Genomic DNA, 17172 nt, shown 5'->3' with positions numbered 1-17172 from the left:
TCTGATGTAGACTTGTAAACTAAATCTTTTTATTTTGGTTTACAAGTGATCATGACTTCTGACGATCTCGCCTTCGACCGCGACCATATCTGGCACCCTTATACCTCCATGAGCGAACCGCTGCCCTGTTATCCGGTAGTGGGCGCGCAGGGCGTTCATTTGCAACTGGCCGATGGCCGCCAACTTGTGGATGGCATGTCCTCGTGGTGGGCGGCGATCCACGGCTATAACCACCCTCGTCTGAATCAGGCGCTGCAGCAACAGATGGCGCAAATGTCGCATGTGATGTTCGGCGGTATTACGCATCCCTCCGCCGTGGCGCTCTGTCGCCGTCTGGTCGCCATGACGCCTGCGCCGCTGGAGTGCGTGTTTCTGGCCGATTCCGGCTCGGTGGCAGTGGAAGTGGCAATGAAAATGGCGCTGCAATACTGGCAGGCGCGCGGTGAGCGGCGGCAACGCTTTTTGACCCTGCGACGCGGCTATCATGGCGATACTTTCTCCGCCATGTCGGTTTGCGATCCCGATAATTCAATGCACAGCCTGTGGCAGGGCTATCTGCCTACGCATCTGTTTGCGCCCGCGCCGCAGTGTGGCTTTGATGATTGCTGGGATGAGCAGGATATTGCCGAATTTGCCGCGCAGATTGCCACGCATGCAGGCAGCCTCGCCGCCGTGATCCTTGAGCCGATTGTGCAGGGCGCTGGCGGGATGCGCTTTTACCATCCTGATTATCTGCAGCAGGTCCGCGCGCTGTGCGATCGCTATCAGGTACTGTTGATTGCCGATGAGATCGCCACCGGCTTTGGCCGTACCGGCAAACTTTTCGCCTGCGACCATGCCGGTATCGCACCTGATATTCTTTGTCTGGGCAAAGCGCTGACCGGCGGCACCATGACGCTTTCCGCCACGCTGACCACACGCGAAGTGGCGAACACCATCAGCAATGGTGCGGCGCGCTGCTTTATGCACGGACCAACCTTTATGGGCAATCCGCTGGCCTGCGCCGTGGCCGATGCCAGTCTGGCGCTGCTGCAGGAAGGCGACTGGCAAACGCAGGTAGCGACCATTGAACAACAGCTACGCACCGCGCTGCTGCCGCTGGCGGCTCATCCGCAGGTAGCGGACGCGCGCGTGCTGGGTGCTATCGGCGTGATTGAAAGCCGTCAGCCGGTGAATATGGCGGCAATACAACGCTTTTTCGTTGAGCACGGCGTATGGATCCGTCCCTTTGGCAAGCTGATCTATCTGATGCCGCCCTATGTGATTACATCGCAGCAGCTGAGCCAGCTAACTGAAGCAATTAAGGCGGCCCTGGATCACGCCGAACTGTTTCTGCCGGGCTAATGCCGACCGCCGTTAAGCGCGGGGCCGTGGGATAAACTACGCTTTTAGCATCCCCATTAGCCAAGGAGTGAATAATGTCACAGCAGAAAGAGCATAATCGCCGCGTCATTCTGGTCTCGCGTCCACATGGTGCGCCGACTTCCGCCAACTTTCGTCTTGATACGCAGCCGGTTCCCACGCCCGGCGAGGGAGAGCTGCTGTTACGGACGGTTTATCTCTCACTCGACCCTTATATGCGCGGTCGCATGAGCGATGCGCCTTCCTACGTTGAGCCTTTTGCCGTGGGAGATGTGCTGGGCGGCGGTACGGTGGCGATTGTTGAGCAGTCGCAGCATCCCGACTATCAGCATGGCGACTGGGTGGTCAGCCAGAGCGGCTGGCAGGACTATGCGCTGTCGGATGGTCGCGGGCTGTTTAAATTACAGGGCCCGGTATTAAAGCACCCTTCGTGGGCGCTGAGCCTGTTGGGAATGACCGGCTTTACCGCCTATATGGGGCTGCTGGATATTGGTAATCCGCAGCCGGGCGAAACCGTGGTGGTGGCCGCCGCAACCGGTGCCGTTGGCTCGGTAGTGGGTCAAATCGCGAAGCTGAAAGGCTGTCGCGTGGTCGGCATCGCCGGCGGCGAAGAAAAATGCCGCTACGCTATGGAAAAACTGGGCTTTGACCACTGTGTCGATCACCGCCGCGACGATCTGGCGCAGCAGCTGAAGCAGCACTGCCCTGACGGCATCGACGTCTATTTTGAAAATGTCGGCGGCAAAGTATTCAACGCGGTATTGCCGCTGATGAACAGCAAAGGCCGAATCCCACTGTGCGGTCTGATTGCCGACTATAACAGCACCGACCTGCCGCAGGGACAGGATCATTTACCGCTGTTCCAGGGAGCCATTCTGCGTAAGCGCCTGCGGGTGCAGGGCTTTATTATCAATCAGGATTACGGCGATCGTTTTGAGGAGTTTTTCCGTCAGATGAGCCAGTGGGTAGCGGAAGATCGCCTGGTGTTCCGTGAACATAGGGTTGATGAGCTGGAAAACGCGCCTGAAGCCTTTATCGGCATGCTGGAAGGCAAAAACTTCGGCAAGCTGGTTATTCAGGTAGCAGCGGATCAACCGGGAGAGCAGTAATGAAAATTTTAATGGTCTTAACGTCCCACGATCGGCTGGGCGATACCGGCAAAAAAACCGGCTTCTGGCTGGAGGAGTTTGCTGCGCCTTATTATATCTTCAAGGATGCCGGTATCAGCGTGGTACTTGCCTCGCCGCAGGGCGGGCAGCCGCCGCTCGATCCGAAAAGCGACGAGCCGGATGTGCAGACCCACGATACCCAACGCTTTCGTCAGGATATTGCTGCTCAGCAGGCGCTGGCGAATACGCAACGTCTGGAAACCATTGATGGCAGCAAGTACGACGCGGTATTTTATCCCGGCGGCCACGGTCCGCTATGGGATCTGGCCGAGGATAAGCACAGTATCGCGCTGATTGAAAATCTGTTCGCTAACGGTAAGCCGGTCGCTACCGTTTGCCACGCGCCTGGCGTTTTGCGCCATGTGAAAAAACCAGACGGTACACCGCTGGTAGCGGGTAAACGCGTCACCGGCTTTACCAACAGCGAAGAGCAGGCGGTCGGACTGTCAGATATTGTGCCTTTCCTGGTAGAGGATGAGCTGAAGAAACAGGGCGGCCTGTTTGAACGCACCCAGGACTGGGGCGTCTGGACGGTAACCGATGGTCATCTGATCACCGGCCAGAATCCCGCTTCTTCTGCCGCCACCGCCGAAGAGTTACTGAAACTGTTGCATCAATAAAATGGAGAGGCGATGAGGGTTTATAGTCACAATTTCAACGACGGCGAAAAGATGCCGGAGCGCCATGTCTTTAATGGCATGGGTTATCAGGGCGATAACATTTCACCGCATCTTGCCTGGGATGAGGTGCCGGAAGGCACGAAAAGTTTTGTCGTGACCTGCTACGATCCTGATGCGCCGACCGGTTCCGGCTGGTGGCACTGGGTGGTGGCGAATATTCCTGCTGACGTCACGGTACTGCCACAGGGCGCGGGTTCCGGCCAGGCATCGCTGCCTGAAGAGGCGATCCAGACGCGCACCGATTTTGGTAAAGCGGGCTACGGCGGCGCGGCCCCGCCGCAGGGCGAAAGCCACCGCTATATTTTTACCGTACATGCGCTGGACGTGGATAAAATCGAGGTGGATGAAAACGCCAGCGGCGCGATGGTGGGCTTTAATGTCCATTTCCACCGCCTCGCCAGCGCATCGATTACCGTGCATTACAGCTAATAGTATTCAGCGGGGCGCTGGTGCGCTCCGCCTGCTGCCAGCCGCCTGAATTCCTCTTTTGCTTTTACCATCTGCTGACTGAACTGCGTGTTATTGTGCAGCCTTGCCACCATTGCCGCAGCGCTGCGATGCGGCTCAAGTTTTACAGCGCGTGGATCACCACCCACATCGGCCCCTGCCCTACCGCATAGCGCGCCAGCGGCGTCAGCAGCCCCTGCTCGCCATCGATACGATAGACTTCGATATGATGCGATTTCTGCCCTGCCGCAACCAGATACTGGCCGCTGCGATCGATGTTAAAGCCGCGCGGTTGGGTTTCCGTCGGCTGATGCCCTTGCAGAGTTAACATGCTGCCATCTTCGCTGACGCTGAAAATAGTCAGGGTGCTGGAGGTACGATCGCAGGCGTAAAGATGACGACCATTCGGCGTCAGATGAATATCCGCCGCCCAGCGCGTGTCGGTAAAGTCGGCAGGCTGCATATCCAGACTCTGTACGCACTCTACTTCGCCGTGGGCGTTGCGCAGCTTCCAGACGTCAACGGTGCTGTTAAGCTCATTGACGCAGTAGGCATACTGCTGACTGGGATGGAACACCATATGACGCGGGCCTGCGCCCTCAACGGTAGTGACCTGCGGCTGCTGATGCGGCGTGAGTTTTCCGGTGGCATGAACATCAAACAGGCAGATACGATCCTGCTTCAGGGCTGGTACAAATAGCGTCTGGTTGTCGCTGCCGATATTCGCGGAATGGCACCCTTCCAGCCCGTTAATAATCTGGCTCGGCTCCAGCGGTACGCCATCAGCGCCGATCGGGCTAATGCTGACGCAGGCGTCGTTATAGGATCCGCAGAACAGGAACCGGCCCTGATGGTCGGTAGAGATATGCGTCGGGCTGCCCGGCAGCGAGGCCTGCCCCGCTTCGCTCAGCGTGCCATCCTCAGCGATACGATATGCAATAGTACGGAACTGCGGGCGCACGCCTACGTATAAAAAAGGCTGGGTGGGGTTCACCACCATCGGCTGCACCTGACCGGCGACATCCACCACTTGCAACAGCGTCAGCGCGCCATCCTCATTCATACGCCAGACGTGAATCTGTTGGCTTTCCGGACTGGCGGTATAAACAACTTGCTTCATGAATTCTCCTTGTCTGATTACCTGTAATTGTTGGCCTGTGGCAAAGGGTAGCGTGTTTTAACCAGACTCGGCGGATTGATTGTGCCGCTATGGTTTGGTGACCAGCACCACAGGGTGTAACATCGCTGCTTTGCTAATAATGACTGGCGGAATTAACTATGAGCTATCGCGTGATTGCCCTCGACCTTGACGGTACGCTGCTGACGCCGCGTAAAACCATTCTTCCTGAATCGCTGGCCGCCCTTGCCGAAGCCCAACGGGCCGGGGTAAAAGTCCTGATCGTTACCGGACGTCATCACTGCGCCATCCATCCTTTTTATCAGGCGCTGGCGTTAGATACACCTGCAATCTGCTGTAATGGTGCCTGTTTGTATGGGTAAAGCATTACTACAAAAAAATCCTGTCCATGCTTCCCTTCCCATGACTTACAAGTGTTGATCAACAAAGCAAGCGGTGTACTATCAGTACATCTTCTAACTAAGACACTGCGAAAATAGCATGGATTATCAGGTAATAGCTCTCGATCTGGACGGCACTTTATTGACCCCAGAAAAAAAAATCCTCTCTGAATCACTCACTGCCTTAGAGAATGCCCGTAAGTCTGGTGCAAAAGTCATCATTGTTACCGGAAGACATTTTGTTGCAATTCACCCATTTTATCAATCACTTGCATTAGATACCCCTGCGATATGCTGTAATGGTGCATTATTGTACAATTACCAAGAAAAGAAGGTGCTTGAGTCTGATCCCCTGCAAGCTGAACAAGCTATTAAGTTGATTGATCTGCTTGATAGTTACGATGTTCATGGATTGATGTACGCCGATGACGCCATGATTTATCAAGAAGCAACCGGGCACATCATCCGTACTGAAAATTGGGCAAGAGCCCTACCAGCATCGCAGCGTCCTGTGTTTAAAAAAGTAAACTCAATACGAGAAGCCGCAGATGACGTATCGGCAATCTGGAAATTTGCTCTTACTGATACTGATATAGTGAAGTTGCAAAACTTTACTGATGTGGTTGAAAGCGAGCTTGGCCTTGCTTGTGAGTGGTCTTGGCATGATCAGGTAGATATAGCCCAAAGCGGAAACAGTAAAGGTAAACGCTTAGCACAATGGGTTGAATCTCAGAGTTTATCTATGAGCCAGGTTATCGCTTTTGGTGATAACTACAACGATATTAGTATGCTAAAGAATGCTGGTCTTGGTGTAGCAATGGGTAACGCTTCTGATAAGGTTAAAGATAGCGCTGATCTTGTTATAGGTACTAATGTTGAGCCAGGAATAGCAGAAATAGTTAATAAGTATTTTTCAGAACAACAATCAACAGCGTGCAACTGAAACAGGAATGTATGAAATGATACAATTTATACCAGAAAATGGAATGCGAACTTACATTGATGAACAGTTAGTACGGCTAACCTTTCTGTGTATTTATTAATGACTATAAAAACACGGATCAAATCACATTGTTAATCTTAAAACAAAAAATGCCCATACATTGGGCATTTAAAATGAACTGTAATATATCATTCAACTATATAACCAACGTCCAGCTTTAGCACTTTCAACGAGCATACCAACTGTTAGAGGCTTATACGGATCTGGCTCTTTACTTCCAAGATATTCTGGATTCAGATAGTTAAGTATTTCAAATTTTCCTGAATCTACATTCCAACGCTTAAAGTATTCATGTAGTAACTCTTCACTATCTTCAAATACGAGTTTTAGATCGTCTCTAATACTTGTATCAAGCGTAATGGTTCGCTTTGGCCCAAAGAGAAAGTACTTTTTTGTGTTATATTCCTGATCGATAAAATCGATAATTTCTTTCTCAATATCTCTCATTAGAAGTATGTCCACTGAATGCGATCTTTAGGAGCCGCTACACGATTATATGTATCCTTAACATCTCTCTGAATGTCATAAATCGTAGTAAATGTCATAACCCAACCGAGCCAGGGAACATTACGACCAACGAACCGACCTAAATTATTGGTTGAACTTAATCTTAAGCTATTGATAGTTTTACCTGTCAACGTTGGTAATCTGATCCCACGTGGCAGTTTATAATTCAGCCAATGACTGATGTACTTAGAAGCAATAGATGTACCCGGCGTTGCCGTTCCTGGCTTGGCTCTCGTACCTATGATTGGCTGTCCTGAGATCACCAGTGCAGCATCAACCGCCGAGATCCCCAGATGATTGCTCACAACGGCGATGGTTATAGCCCACCATAGTTGTTGTGGTGTCAGGTTTGATAACCCGCCGTAGAAGTACGTACCATTCAGTGTTTCAGTAGTGTCCATTTACTCACTCCCTCTAACCATGACGAACAATTATACAACACACAATCTCGTTGTTCTAACTAACAATTATGGGAGTTATACGCAATTGTCTACTTGAAGTGGTCAACAAAAACTGGCCACATCTTTAGAGTTTTTCCAGTATCGATTTTCCGATTGGTTTGGTGGTAACCCACCGTTATATTCGTGCGGTCTGAGCGCGCTGTAATCTCCAACGATATAGTCTGTTATTGCATGGGCAGCATCACTGAAGCTTATGTAACCTGTCACCGGCACCCACTCATTCTTCAGGCTCCTCGCTCCATCGGGCTGTTATCCCGGCAGTTTCCACGTCGACTCATACTCTATTTGATCGGGCACTGCCACAGTAACTGCCGGAACTGCCTGCTTGTATAATGACTGCCCTGATCACTGTGGAACATCACTCCACCTGGCTTGCCGCGCGCTTCCCATGCCATTTCCAGCGCTTACCTGTCTAACTATACGTCACGTCGCCGCACCTGATTTGGCACTGTCACTGCGAACGGCTGCTCAAGGTGATTCGGGATAGCGACGTGTTCATGGCCGCCACGTTTATATTGATGAGTCGGCTGCTGGCAACTGACCAGCTCCAGCTCTTTCATAAGTCTGCCAGCAAGCCAGCGCCCCATCCGATAGCTTCTCTGAGTCGCCATTGTGGAGATGTTCCTTGCTCCGACCATGGCTGATGTTATACAGATCCAGCACCTGGCTTCGTCGGATTCACGTTTGAATTCACGACTAAAATTTCTTCTTTTCATTGGTGCACCTGTGTTGTTCTGAGGTAAACATATCACCTCTGTTCAGGTGGCCAAATTCAGTAAACCACTTCAAAAGGCAAACGGCTGGCGCAATGGGTCGCTTCGCAGGGACTGGAAATGAAAGATGTGCTGGCGTTCGGCGATAATTATAACGATCTCAGCATGCTGGAAACGGTGGGGCTGGGCGTCGCGATGGGCAACGCCGATGAGGCGATTAAAGCGCGCGCCGCGCGGGTTATTGGCACTAACCTGGAACCAGGGATTGCAGAAACCATTCGGCGCGAAGTGCTGTAAAGCCTTAAGTGCCATACATCAACGGACCCGCCGTTGCTGCCTTACCTGACAGGCAGAGAAAAAACCGCGGAGCCAGGGACGGCTCCGCCGCTTTCAGGGCGTGATAGAAACGCTTTTGATCTGGGCGTACAGCCACATTCCCGGTTTGATCGCCAGCTCATCGCGCGCCCACGGCGTGATGCGCGCCCACAGCTCGCTGGAACCGATACGCAGCTTGACTTCAATCTGCTGATTGGAGACTTCAATCAGCTCGCTGACCTGCGCGGGCAACACATTACGAATGGTGCTGTTAAGCGGCGGTTGCAGAATTAACGACACGTCCGATGACTGAACGCGAATACGCAGCGGCGTTTTCAGCGGCGCGTCTACCCGGCTGACCCAGATATGCTGGTCGCCAAGCGACAGTGCGGTCATGGCATAATCGGGATGCTGCTCCAGTACCTGCACGCGCAGTACGCTGCTCTGTTCGCTACGCGGCAGCCACGGACGTAGCGCGCTGCCGTTCCATACCTCTTCCAGCGTCCCGGTCGCTTTAACCTGACCGTTATCAAGTACCAGCACCCGATCCGCCAGCTGTAAGATCTCATCCAGACTGTGCGACACGTAAAGCAAGGGAATATCTACCTGCTTTGCCAGCTTCTGCAAATAGGGCAGCAGCTCGCGCTTACGTAGCAGATCCAGCGCCGCCAACGGCTCATCCATTAGCAGGATATCGGGCGCGGTTAACAGCGCGCGTCCAATCGCCACGCGTTGCTTTTCACCGCCGGAGAGCGACCAGGGAAAGCGATCCAGCAGGTCGCCAATACCCAACAAACTGACCAGCGCATCAAACTGCCCCTGGCGGCTTTTGGCCATACCGTAGCGCAGATTGCCGCGCACCCGGTAATGCGGAAACAGGCGCGCCTCCTGAAACACATAGCCGACGCGCCGTTTCTCCGGCGGTAGCCAGACAGCCTGTTCCGCATCGCTCAGCGTGCGCCCGTTCAGGCGGATATAGCCCTGCTGCGGCGCAGCCAGCCCGGCGATGGCATTGATCAATGAGGTTTTGCCCGCGCCCGAGACGCCAAAAATGGCGGTGATACCGCTGGCGGGCAGCTGCGTATCGATCTGCAGCGAGCTGTCGCCCTGTTGCAACGTGAAGTTAAGTTCCAGCATCAGCCCCCCAGACGCTTACGGCCCCAGCGAGCCAGCCATTCCGACAGCAGCAATGAAATCAGCGCCAGCGCAATAGCGATCAGGCAGAGTCTGGCGGCATTCGTTTCGGCTCCCGGCGTTTCCAGCAGCGTAAACATCGCCAGTGGAATAGTGCGGGTTTCGCCAGGAATATTGGATACAAAAGTAATGGTGGCGCCAAACTCGCCGAGCGAGCGGGCAAAGGCGAGCACGGTACCGGCGATCAGGCCCGGCAGCGTAAGCGGCAGAGTAACCGTAAAAAACACGCGCAAGCGTCCGGCCCCGAGAGTACGCGCCGCCTGCTCCAGTTTCGGATCGACCGCCTCCAGCGCCAGGCGAATAGCGCGCACCATCAGCGGCAGCGCCACCACGGCGGCAGCCAACGCTGCACCGCGCCAGCTAAACGCGAAGCTGATGCCAAACCAGTCATAGAGCCATGCGCCCAGCCAGCCGCGCCGCCCAAGCGACAGCAGCAGCAGATAACCCACCACCACCGGCGGCAGCACCAGCGGCAGATGGATCAAACTATCCAGCAGGGCTTTGCCACGAAACTCACGGCGCGCCAGCACCCAGGCGAGCAAGATGCCAAAAGGCAAACTGAATAACACAGCAATAGCAGAAACTTTCAGGCTGAGCTCGACAGCCTGCCATTCAACATCACTCAATATCATTAGCGTGGCGTAAATCCATATTTTTTAAATATTGCTGCCGCCTCAGGCCCTTTTAAGTAGTCATAAAATGCGCTGACGGCAGGATGGCGGTGATCTTTGACAATGGCCATCGGATATTCCACCGGTTTATGGCTGTTTGCCGGGAAATGCCCGACCACCGTCACGTTATGGCTGGCGACTGCATCAGAGCCGTAAACAATTCCGTAGGGGGTTTCGTTACGTTCCACCAGCGCCAGCGCGGCGCGTACATTATTGGCGCGCGCCATAACCGGCGACAGCGTATCCCAGGCGCCTAAATTTTGTAAGGCCTCTTTCGCATAAATACCGGCCGGAACATGATCCGGATCGCCGGTAGCAATACGCTGCCCCTTTAGCAGACTTTTCCAGTGGGTATTTTTATCAATGGTAACCGCTTTCGCCTGTGCATCGGCAGGCGCGATAAGCACCAAATCGTTGCCCAGCAGCGTATAGCGCGAATCGCCCTCGATACTGTTTTTTTGCGCCGCGTAATTCATCCACTGCTGATCGGCGGAAATAAACAGATCGGCCGGCGCGCCCTGCTCTATCTGACGCGCCAGCGTCGACGAGGAGGCGTAAGAGGTAACGATTTTAATCTCATGTTTGTTTTTTTCATACTGGCTGACAATATCCTGTAGCGCATTGGTCAGCGACGCGGCGGCAAACACCGTTACATTTTGCGCGGCAACGGCGTGCCCCGATACGCTCAAACTGATGGCGGCAGCACCCAGCCAGCGGCTCCATTTAACAGCAGACATAGCATTTCTCCTGGTTACGTTATATAGCGCATAATATAACGAGACAGGAAGGTATGTCATACGTTTGATCAAATAGCGGCGAATAGGTAGATAAACAGCAGGGCCGACATCATGTCCGCCCTGCTAAAAGAAGAGAATCGCGCGGTGGGATTACTGGCGATGCTTTGCCGGCTGGTCATTACGATGACCGAATTTAGAAATGACGTTGAAAACTTCGCCCAGGCCATAAATCAGGCCAAGAATGACCGCCATTACGATCGGCACCATGATCACGGCGACAGCAAGGCTTTTTAATAACTCCAGCATAGTTGCCTCGTTTATTACGGTAAAAAAACCATTTTAACCAGCGTGGCAGAAAACGCACTGCTATTTTGTGCGCTTTACCTTTCCTTAAGCGGCAATGCTTAACGCCGTGACACTCCCTGCCGCCTCTTTTACAATCCGATGATTACCACTTTTTGGGATTTAGCATGCAGGCTGATATTTCTCTGATTATTCGACTACAGCAGAAGCTGTTTGCCGATCCGCGCCGGATTGCGTTATTGCAGCAAATCAAACACACCGGTTCAATTAGCCAGGGCGCAAAGCTGGCTGGCATCAGTTACAAAAGCGCATGGGATGCGATCAATGAGATGAATCAGCTGGCGGAGCGCACGCTGGTAGAGCGCGCAACGGGCGGCAAAGGCGGCGGCGGCGCGCAGCTTACGCGCTATGGCGAACGTTTAATTGAGCTGTTCCGTCTGCTGGAGCAGATTCAGCAAAAAGCGTTTGATGTGTTGCAGGATGACCAATTGCCGCTGGATAGCCTGCTGGCAGCCATCGCCCGTTTCTCGCTGCAAACCAGCGCGCGCAATCAGCTGTTTGGCACCCTGGTGAATCGCGATGCGCAGTCGGTGCAGCAGCACGTTGAGGTGTTGTTAGCCGATCAACAGACGCGACTGAAAGCTGCCCTGACCCGGCAGAGTGCAGATCGCTTGCAGCTGAGCGCGGGCAAGGAGGTGTTACTGTTGATCAAAGCGCCCTGGATCGAGGTAAGCCATACGCCTTCCGGGGCGGATAACCAACTTCCCTGTACCATCAGCGCGATTGAGCATGGTGAGCAGCAAAGCGAAGTATTGATGCGCCTGACCAGCGGCGAAACCCTGTGCGCCACGTTAAGCAATCAGCAGGTTGCGCAGCAAAATCTACAGCCAGAGGCGACGGTGCTGGCACATTTCAATGCCGATCGGGTGATTATCGCGACGCTGCTCTGAATTGGTCACGGTTGTTTGACAAGCTTTCAGCCAGCCATTAAAAATCCTTTTTACGCTGCAAAAAACGGAATGAAAAATGGCTACATTGCAAATTTCGCAAGGCACGTTTCGTCTTAGCGATACCCGGATCCTGACCCTTAATGATTTAACGCTGCGCGGCGGAGAAAGCTGGGCTTTTGTTGGCGCTAACGGCAGCGGTAAATCTTCTCTGGCGCGCGCGTTGACAGGTGAGCTGCCGCCGCTGCAGGGCCGCTTTTCCAGCGACTTTATCCGCCCGACGCGCCTGTCGCTGGAAAAACTGCAAAAGCTGGTTGAGGAGGAGTGGCAGCGTAACAATACCGATCTCCTGAGCGAAGGCGAAGAGGATACCGGGCGCACGGCGGCGGAAATGATTCAGGAGGAGGTAAAAGATGAAACGCGCTGCCGCCAGCTGGCGCAGCTGTTCGGCATTGAATACCTGCTGGAACGCCGCTTTAAATATCTTTCCACCGGTGAAACGCGCAAAACCCTGCTTTGTCAGGCGCTTATGGCTCAGCCGGATCTGCTGGTACTGGACGAACCTTTTGATGGGCTGGATGTGGCTTCGCGCGCCAGCCTGGCGGCGCTGCTTGAGCAGCTGCATCAGCAAGGATATACCCTGGTGCTGGTGTTAAATCGCTTTGACGATATCCCCGCTTTTGTCGAGCGTACCGGCGTGCTGGCGGAGTGTAGTCTCACCCATGTCGGCGCACGCGAAACGGTGCTGGCAGAAGCGCTGGTGGCGCAGCTGGCGCACAGCGAACAGCTGGCGGGCATGGCGGTGCCGGAAGCAGATAATCCTGCTCAGCAACCGCGGCTGGCGCCTGACGTACCGCGCATCGTGCTGAAAAACGGCGTGGTCAGCTATAACGATAAACCGGTTTTACACGGGTTGACCTGGGAGGTTAAGCCAGGCGAGCACTGGCAAATCGTCGGGCCTAACGGCGCAGGGAAATCGACCTTGCTGAGCCTGGTAACCGGCGATCATCCGCAGGGTTACAGCAACGATTTAACCCTGTTTGGTCGTCGGCGCGGCAGCGGCGAAACCATCTGGGATATCAAACAGCATATTGGCTATGTCAGCAGCAGCCTGCATCTGGATTACCGCGTCGCCATCAGCGTGCGCAACGTGATCCTTTCCGGTTATTTCGACTCTATCGGCCTGTATCAGGCGGTTTCCGACCGCCAACGCAAGCTGGCTGATAACTGGCTGGCGCTGCTGGGAATGGCGACGCAGGGCGATACGCCTTTCCACAGTTTGTCGTGGGGGCAGCAGCGGCTGGTGCTGATTGCGCGGTCGCTGGTGAAACACCCTGCGCTGCTGATTCTGGACGAGCCGCTACAGGGGCTGGATCCCATCAATCGACAGCTGGTACGCCGCTTTGTAGATATATTGATTACCGAAGGCGAGACGCAATTGCTGTTTGTTTCACATCATGCTGAAGATGCGCCGCAATGTATTACCCACCGTTTGAGCTTTGTGCCGCAGGACGATCGTTACCGCTATGAAATTGCCGCGCTGAGTTAATGTTATGGCCCGGGCAAACCGGGCCATAATGAAGCCACAAACGCAGGCCGATCGTTATCTCCTGATTTCCCCTGCTCTTGTTGCATTTGCTGCGCATCACAAAGCGGCATTCATTATGTAACCGTTACCATTATTTCACCCTGTCTAATCAACCCACAAAGCATCAGGTGCTATTAACACTGGCAAATAAGAATTTTCATCTTGTGTAAACGATTCCATTTATCCAGACTGGATCACGCTTTCAGGTTTTACACTGTGCTATTTTTTATTCTGCGATCTCCGCTTTAGTCAGCTATCAGGACACAACATGGAAAAATTCAATCCGGTCGATCATCCTCATCGCCGTTATAACCCGCTGACCGATCAGTGGGTGCTGGTTTCCCCACATCGTGCGAAACGCCCATGGCAGGGCGCGCAAGAGGCACCGGCCGTGCAGCAACTGCCGAAACACGACCCTGACTGTTTTCTTTGTCCGGGGAATACCCGTGTGACCGGCGACAAAAATCCCGATTATCCCGGCACCTGGGTGTTTAACAACGACTTTGCCGCGCTGATGGTTGATACGCCTGAAGCGCCGCAAAGCGACGATATGTTGATGCGCTGCGAAAGCGCGCGCGGCACCAGCCGGGTGATCTGCTTTTCTCCTGACCACAGCAAAACGTTGCCGGAATTAAGTCTGTCGGCGCTGGAAGAGGTAGTCGCCACCTGGCAGCAGCAGACCGCCGAGCTGGGCCGCGACTATCCCTGGGTACAGGTGTTTGAAAATAAAGGCGCGGCGATGGGCTGCTCAAATCCCCATCCGCACGGTCAGGTATGGGCAAACAGTTTCCTGCCAAACGAAGTGCAGCGCGAAGATCAGCATCAGCGCGCTTACTGGCAGCAGCACGGCTCACCGATGCTGGTGGATTATGTGGCGCGTGAGCTAAAAGACGGCAGCCGCACGGTGGTGGAAACTGAACACTGGCTGGCGGTGGTGCCCTGGTGGGCGGCCTGGCCGTTTGAAACGCTGCTGCTGCCGAAAACGGCTGTTCAGCGCCTTGTGGATCTGACTGATGCGCAGCGCAGCGACCTTGCGCTGGCGCTGAAAAAGCTTACCAGCCGCTACGATAACCTGTTCCAGTGCTCTTTCCCCTACTCCATGGGCTGGCATGGCGCGCCGTTCAATGGCGAAGAGAACCCGCACTGGCAGCTGCATGCACATTTTTATCCGCCGCTGCTGCGTTCGGCGACGGTACGTAAGTTTATGGTTGGGTATGAAATGCTGGCAGAAACCCAGCGCGACTTAACCGCAGAACAGGCAGCGGAGCGCCTGCGTTCCGTCAGTGATATTCATTTCCGCCAGACGGGAGACTCAGAATGACGTTAAAAACCACTACCGATCAGATTTTCCAGCAGCAGTTTGGCTATCAGCCGACACACACCATTCAGGCACCGGGCCGCGTCAACCTGATCGGTGAACATACCGATTACAACGACGGCTTTGTGTTGCCCTGCGCTATTGATTACCAGACGGTGATCAGCTGCGCCAGGCGTGACGATCGTCAGGTGCGGGTTATCGCGGTAGATTATGATAATCAGCAGGACAGCTTCTCGCTGGATGAGCCGATTATGAGCGTTAAAGAGCCGATGTGGGCGAATTACGTGCGCGGCGTGGTGAAACATTTACAAAAGCGCAGCGGCAACTTTAACGGCGCGGACCTGGTGATCAGCGGCAACGTGCCGCAGGGGGCTGGACTCAGCTCATCTGCGTCGCTGGAAGTGGCAGTGGGTACCGTATTCCAGCAGCTTTACCATCTGCCGCTGGATGGCGCCGAGATCGCGGTAAACGGTCAGGAAGCGGAAAACCAGTTCGTCGGCTGTAACTGCGGCATCATGGATCAGCTGATCTCCGCGCTGGGTAAAAAAGATCACGCTATGCTGCTTGACTGCCGCACGTTAGGCACGCGTGCGGTGCCGATGCCGCAGGATGTGGCGGTGGTGATTATTAACTCGAACTTCCGTCGCAGCCTGGTAGGCAGTGAGTACAACACGCGCCGCGAGCAGTGCGAAACCGGCGCACGTTTCTTCAGCCAGCCCGCGCTGCGCGATGTGGATATCAATCAGTTCAGAGCAGTAGAACATGAGCTGGATCCGCAGGTTGCCAAACGCGTGCGTCACGTATTAACCGAGAACGCCCGCACGCTGGAAGCTGCCGAGGCGCTAAGCAAAGGCGACCTGAAACGCATGGGTGAGCTGATGGCGGAATCACACGCCTCAATGCGCGATGATTTTGAGATCACCGTACCGCCTGTCGACCAGCTGGTTGAGATAGTGAAAGACGTTATCGGCGATCGGGGCGGCGTGCGGATGACCGGCGGCGGCTTTGGCGGCTGCGTGGTGGCGCTGATTCCGGTTGACCTGGTGGAGCCGGTAAAAGCCGCCGTTGCCAGCCAGTACGAAGCCAAAACCGGGATTAAAGAGACCTTTTATGTCTGCAAGGCATCGGAGGGCGCGGGACAATGCTAAACGAAGCGACTTCACTGGCTCCCGACGGCCAGCCGTGGCGCATTACCGTACTGCGCAACGGCAAGGGCATGGTCGCCACCTTTATGGACTGGGGCGCGACCTGGCTCTCGGCGCGCGTCCCCATGAAAGATGGCAGCATTCGTGAAGCGCTGCTCGGCTGCGCAACGCCTGCCGACTACCTTAAGCAGACCGCTTATCTTGGCGCGACCGTAGGCCGCTACGCCAACCGCATCGCCAGTGCGCGTCTGAACAAGGCGGATATTTTTTTAGCGGCAAATCAGGGCGCGCATCAGCTGCACGGCGGCCCGGAAGGTTTCGATAAACGCCGCTGGCAGATTGTTCGCCAGAACGAAAACAGCGTTATTTACCGTATCGATTCACCCGACGGCGACCAGGGCTATCCCGGCAATCTTATCGCTCAGGTGGAATATCGGCTGGATGATAATAACTGCCTGTGGATTAACTGGGAGGCGCAGGTGGATCGTTCCTGCCCGGTCAATCTGACCAATCACGCCTATTTCAATCTGGACGCGCATCACGGCGATGCGCGTCAGCACAGGTTGCAGCTCAGCGCCGATCGCTATTTGCCGGTAGACAGCGAAGGCATTCCGCGCGCGCCGCTACAGACGGTAGAGAACAGCGGCTTTGATTTCCGCCAGCCCAAATCCATTAGCCGTGACTTTTTGCAGGATGAGGATCAGCGTCTGGTACAGGGCTACGACCATGCCTTTCTGCTGAATGAACGCGATGCCGCGCAACCTGCAGCGCAGCTCTGGTCGGCAGACGGCAAACTTAAGCTGACGGTGCATACCAGCGCGCCGGCGCTGCAGTTTTACAGCGGCAATTATCTGGCAGGAACGCCGGCACGTGACCAGGAGAGCTATACTGCTTTCCAGGGCATCGCGCTGGAGAGTGAGTTTTTACCCGACTCACCTAACCATCCTGAATGGCCCCAGCCTGACTGTTGGTTACAACCGGGCGAAACCTATCACAGTGTTACCCGCTATACGTTAACGGCGGAATAACATCAGGCTGAAAAACAGGCATCGCGCAGGTTGAGTACTTACGCCGTGCGTAGAATTCCGCTATGG

General features: G+C 54.5%; 18 protein-coding genes and 3 pseudogenes. 12 read left to right on the top strand and 9 right to left on the bottom strand.

Annotated elements, in window-relative coordinates; all coding sequences use genetic code 11:
* Window positions 1-51: 51 nt before the first annotated feature.
* From bioA to ACQE3Z_RS13230, 4 genes are all read left to right on the top strand, one after another.
* Window positions 52-1344 (top strand): adenosylmethionine--8-amino-7-oxononanoate transaminase, encoded by a 1293-nt coding sequence (gene bioA, locus ACQE3Z_RS13245; RefSeq protein ID WP_426974368.1) that lies wholly within the window; start codon window positions 52-54, stop codon window positions 1342-1344.
* 74 nt (window positions 1345-1418) lie between these two features.
* On the top strand, window positions 1419-2471 hold the full coding sequence (locus ACQE3Z_RS13240; RefSeq protein WP_426974142.1) for an NADP-dependent oxidoreductase: 1053 nt from the start codon (window positions 1419-1421) through the stop codon (window positions 2469-2471).
* Window positions 2471-3151 (top strand): type 1 glutamine amidotransferase domain-containing protein, encoded by a 681-nt coding sequence (locus ACQE3Z_RS13235; protein ID WP_426974141.1) that lies wholly within the window; start codon window positions 2471-2473, stop codon window positions 3149-3151. The genes ACQE3Z_RS13240 and ACQE3Z_RS13235 overlap by 1 nt, the downstream gene beginning before the upstream one ends.
* A gap of 12 nt (window positions 3152-3163) precedes the next feature.
* Window positions 3164-3640, top strand: a complete 477-nt coding sequence (locus tag ACQE3Z_RS13230) for a kinase inhibitor (RefSeq protein WP_426974140.1) — start codon at window positions 3164-3166, stop codon at window positions 3638-3640.
* Here ACQE3Z_RS13230 and ACQE3Z_RS13225 read toward each other — a convergent pair.
* Both ACQE3Z_RS13225 and pgl read right to left on the bottom strand, forming a co-directional pair.
* Window positions 3637-3807 (bottom strand): hypothetical protein, encoded by a 171-nt coding sequence (locus ACQE3Z_RS13225; protein WP_426974139.1) that lies wholly within the window; start codon window positions 3805-3807, stop codon window positions 3637-3639. The genes ACQE3Z_RS13230 and ACQE3Z_RS13225 overlap by 4 nt on opposite strands.
* Complete coding sequence (gene pgl, locus ACQE3Z_RS13220) at window positions 3783-4778, bottom strand: 6-phosphogluconolactonase (protein ID WP_426974138.1); 996 nt, start codon at window positions 4776-4778, stop codon at window positions 3783-3785. Before pgl ends, ACQE3Z_RS13225 begins: the two co-directional genes overlap by 25 nt.
* A 158-nt stretch (window positions 4779-4936) precedes the next feature.
* Between pgl and ACQE3Z_RS13215 the strand changes: the two are divergent.
* Together ACQE3Z_RS13215 and ACQE3Z_RS13210 are read left to right on the top strand one after the other, a co-directional pair.
* Window positions 4937-5152, top strand: a pseudogene (locus tag ACQE3Z_RS13215) (HAD-IIB family hydrolase); the annotation flags it as partial.
* A 124-nt stretch (window positions 5153-5276) separates the two neighbouring features.
* Window positions 5277-6119, top strand: coding sequence for a pyridoxal phosphatase (locus ACQE3Z_RS13210; protein WP_426974137.1), 843 nt, complete (start codon window positions 5277-5279; stop codon window positions 6117-6119).
* Between the two features lie 192 nt (window positions 6120-6311).
* Here ACQE3Z_RS13210 and ACQE3Z_RS13205 read toward each other — a convergent pair whose 3' ends face one another.
* From ACQE3Z_RS13205 to ACQE3Z_RS13195, 3 genes and pseudogenes are all read right to left on the bottom strand, one after another.
* Window positions 6312-6641 carry a DUF1493 family protein gene (locus ACQE3Z_RS13205; RefSeq protein ID WP_426974136.1) on the bottom strand — a complete coding sequence of 110 codons (330 nt, stop codon included), beginning with the start codon at window positions 6639-6641 and terminating at the stop codon, window positions 6312-6314.
* Window positions 6626-7087 (bottom strand): STM2901 family protein, encoded by a 462-nt coding sequence (locus ACQE3Z_RS13200; RefSeq protein ID WP_426974135.1) that lies wholly within the window; start codon window positions 7085-7087, stop codon window positions 6626-6628. The genes ACQE3Z_RS13205 and ACQE3Z_RS13200 overlap by 16 nt, the downstream gene beginning before the upstream one ends.
* 102 nt (window positions 7088-7189) lie before the next feature.
* Window positions 7190-7819: pseudogene (locus tag ACQE3Z_RS13195) on the bottom strand (DDE-type integrase/transposase/recombinase); the annotation flags it as partial.
* Window positions 7820-7932: 113 nt separating this feature from the next.
* Here ACQE3Z_RS13195 and ACQE3Z_RS13190 point away from each other — a divergent pair.
* Window positions 7933-8157, top strand: a pseudogene (locus ACQE3Z_RS13190) (HAD hydrolase family protein); the annotation flags it as partial.
* A 93-nt stretch (window positions 8158-8250) separates the two neighbouring features.
* Here ACQE3Z_RS13190 and modC read toward each other — a convergent pair.
* The 4 genes from modC to ACQE3Z_RS13170 all read right to left on the bottom strand — a co-directional run bounded on the left by modC (window position 8251) and on the right by ACQE3Z_RS13170 (window position 11083).
* Entirely contained in the window at window positions 8251-9312 is a 1062-nt protein-coding gene (gene modC / locus ACQE3Z_RS13185) for a molybdenum ABC transporter ATP-binding protein ModC (RefSeq protein WP_426974134.1), read from the bottom strand.
* Window positions 9312-10001 carry a molybdate ABC transporter permease subunit gene (gene modB, locus ACQE3Z_RS13180; protein WP_426974133.1) on the bottom strand — a complete coding sequence of 230 codons (690 nt, stop codon included), beginning with the start codon at window positions 9999-10001 and terminating at the stop codon, window positions 9312-9314. The genes modC and modB overlap by 1 nt, the downstream gene beginning before the upstream one ends.
* On the bottom strand, window positions 10001-10777 hold the full coding sequence (gene modA, locus ACQE3Z_RS13175) for a molybdate ABC transporter substrate-binding protein (RefSeq protein ID WP_426974132.1): 777 nt from the start codon (window positions 10775-10777) through the stop codon (window positions 10001-10003). The genes modB and modA overlap by 1 nt, the downstream gene beginning before the upstream one ends.
* A gap of 150 nt (window positions 10778-10927) precedes the next feature.
* Window positions 10928-11083: an AcrZ family multidrug efflux pump-associated protein gene (locus tag ACQE3Z_RS13170; RefSeq protein ID WP_426974131.1), complete on the bottom strand. Its 156-nt coding sequence runs from the start codon at window positions 11081-11083 to the stop codon at window positions 10928-10930.
* A gap of 164 nt (window positions 11084-11247) precedes the next feature.
* On the opposite strand from ACQE3Z_RS13170, the gene modE reads away from it, so the two are divergent.
* The 5 genes from modE to galM all read left to right on the top strand — a co-directional run bounded on the left by modE (window position 11248) and on the right by galM (window position 17106).
* The gene (gene modE / locus ACQE3Z_RS13165) at window positions 11248-12030 is read left to right on the top strand and encodes a molybdenum-dependent transcriptional regulator (RefSeq protein WP_426974130.1); all 783 of its coding nucleotides are present in this window, start codon (window positions 11248-11250) and stop codon (window positions 12028-12030) included.
* A gap of 76 nt (window positions 12031-12106) precedes the next feature.
* Window positions 12107-13576 (top strand): molybdate ABC transporter ATP-binding protein ModF, encoded by a 1470-nt coding sequence (modF, locus tag ACQE3Z_RS13160; protein WP_426974129.1) that lies wholly within the window; start codon window positions 12107-12109, stop codon window positions 13574-13576.
* A 307-nt stretch (window positions 13577-13883) separates the two neighbouring features.
* Complete coding sequence (gene galT, locus ACQE3Z_RS13155; RefSeq protein WP_426974128.1) at window positions 13884-14936, top strand: galactose-1-phosphate uridylyltransferase; 1053 nt, start codon at window positions 13884-13886, stop codon at window positions 14934-14936.
* Window positions 14933-16081, top strand: coding sequence for a galactokinase (galK, locus tag ACQE3Z_RS13150; RefSeq protein ID WP_426974127.1), 1149 nt, complete (start codon window positions 14933-14935; stop codon window positions 16079-16081). The genes galT and galK overlap by 4 nt, the downstream gene beginning before the upstream one ends.
* Entirely contained in the window at window positions 16075-17106 is a 1032-nt protein-coding gene (gene galM, locus ACQE3Z_RS13145; protein WP_426974126.1) for a galactose-1-epimerase, read from the top strand. The genes galK and galM overlap by 7 nt, the downstream gene beginning before the upstream one ends.
* Window positions 17107-17172 lie beyond the last annotated feature (66 nt).

It is taken from the genome of Pantoea sp. FN0307, from assembly GCF_050113815.1.
Taxonomy (GTDB): domain Bacteria; phylum Pseudomonadota; class Gammaproteobacteria; order Enterobacterales; family Enterobacteriaceae; genus Mixta; species Mixta alhagi.
Note: the sequence above shows the minus strand (reverse complement) of the source record. Positions and strands in the feature narration are given on the sequence as shown.

What these genes read in the sequence shown, in the direction of transcription:
- bioA (WP_426974368.1), top strand. Translation starts at nt 52, where the DNA reads ATGACTTCTGACGATCTCGCCTTCGACCGCGACCATATCTGGCACCCT.
- ACQE3Z_RS13240 (WP_426974142.1), top strand. Translation starts at nt 1,419, where the DNA reads ATGTCACAGCAGAAAGAGCATAATCGCCGCGTCATTCTGGTCTCGCGT.
- ACQE3Z_RS13235 (WP_426974141.1), top strand. Translation starts at nt 2,471, where the DNA reads ATGAAAATTTTAATGGTCTTAACGTCCCACGATCGGCTGGGCGATACC.
- ACQE3Z_RS13230 (WP_426974140.1), top strand. Translation starts at nt 3,164, where the DNA reads ATGAGGGTTTATAGTCACAATTTCAACGACGGCGAAAAGATGCCGGAG.
- pgl (WP_426974138.1), bottom strand. Translation starts at nt 4,778, where the DNA reads ATGAAGCAAGTTGTTTATACCGCCAGTCCGGAAAGCCAACAGATTCAC.
- ACQE3Z_RS13210 (WP_426974137.1), top strand. Translation starts at nt 5,277, where the DNA reads ATGGATTATCAGGTAATAGCTCTCGATCTGGACGGCACTTTATTGACC.
- ACQE3Z_RS13200 (WP_426974135.1), bottom strand. Translation starts at nt 7,087, where the DNA reads ATGGACACTACTGAAACACTGAATGGTACGTACTTCTACGGCGGGTTA.
- modC (WP_426974134.1), bottom strand. Translation starts at nt 9,312, where the DNA reads ATGCTGGAACTTAACTTCACGTTGCAACAGGGCGACAGCTCGCTGCAG.
- modB (WP_426974133.1), bottom strand. Translation starts at nt 10,001, where the DNA reads ATGATATTGAGTGATGTTGAATGGCAGGCTGTCGAGCTCAGCCTGAAA.
- modA (WP_426974132.1), bottom strand. Translation starts at nt 10,777, where the DNA reads ATGTCTGCTGTTAAATGGAGCCGCTGGCTGGGTGCTGCCGCCATCAGT.
- ACQE3Z_RS13170 (WP_426974131.1), bottom strand. Translation starts at nt 11,083, where the DNA reads ATGCTGGAGTTATTAAAAAGCCTTGCTGTCGCCGTGATCATGGTGCCG.
- modE (WP_426974130.1), top strand. Translation starts at nt 11,248, where the DNA reads ATGCAGGCTGATATTTCTCTGATTATTCGACTACAGCAGAAGCTGTTT.
- modF (WP_426974129.1), top strand. Translation starts at nt 12,107, where the DNA reads ATGGCTACATTGCAAATTTCGCAAGGCACGTTTCGTCTTAGCGATACC.
- galT (WP_426974128.1), top strand. Translation starts at nt 13,884, where the DNA reads ATGGAAAAATTCAATCCGGTCGATCATCCTCATCGCCGTTATAACCCG.
- galK (WP_426974127.1), top strand. Translation starts at nt 14,933, where the DNA reads ATGACGTTAAAAACCACTACCGATCAGATTTTCCAGCAGCAGTTTGGC.
- galM (WP_426974126.1), top strand. Translation starts at nt 16,075, where the DNA reads ATGCTAAACGAAGCGACTTCACTGGCTCCCGACGGCCAGCCGTGGCGC.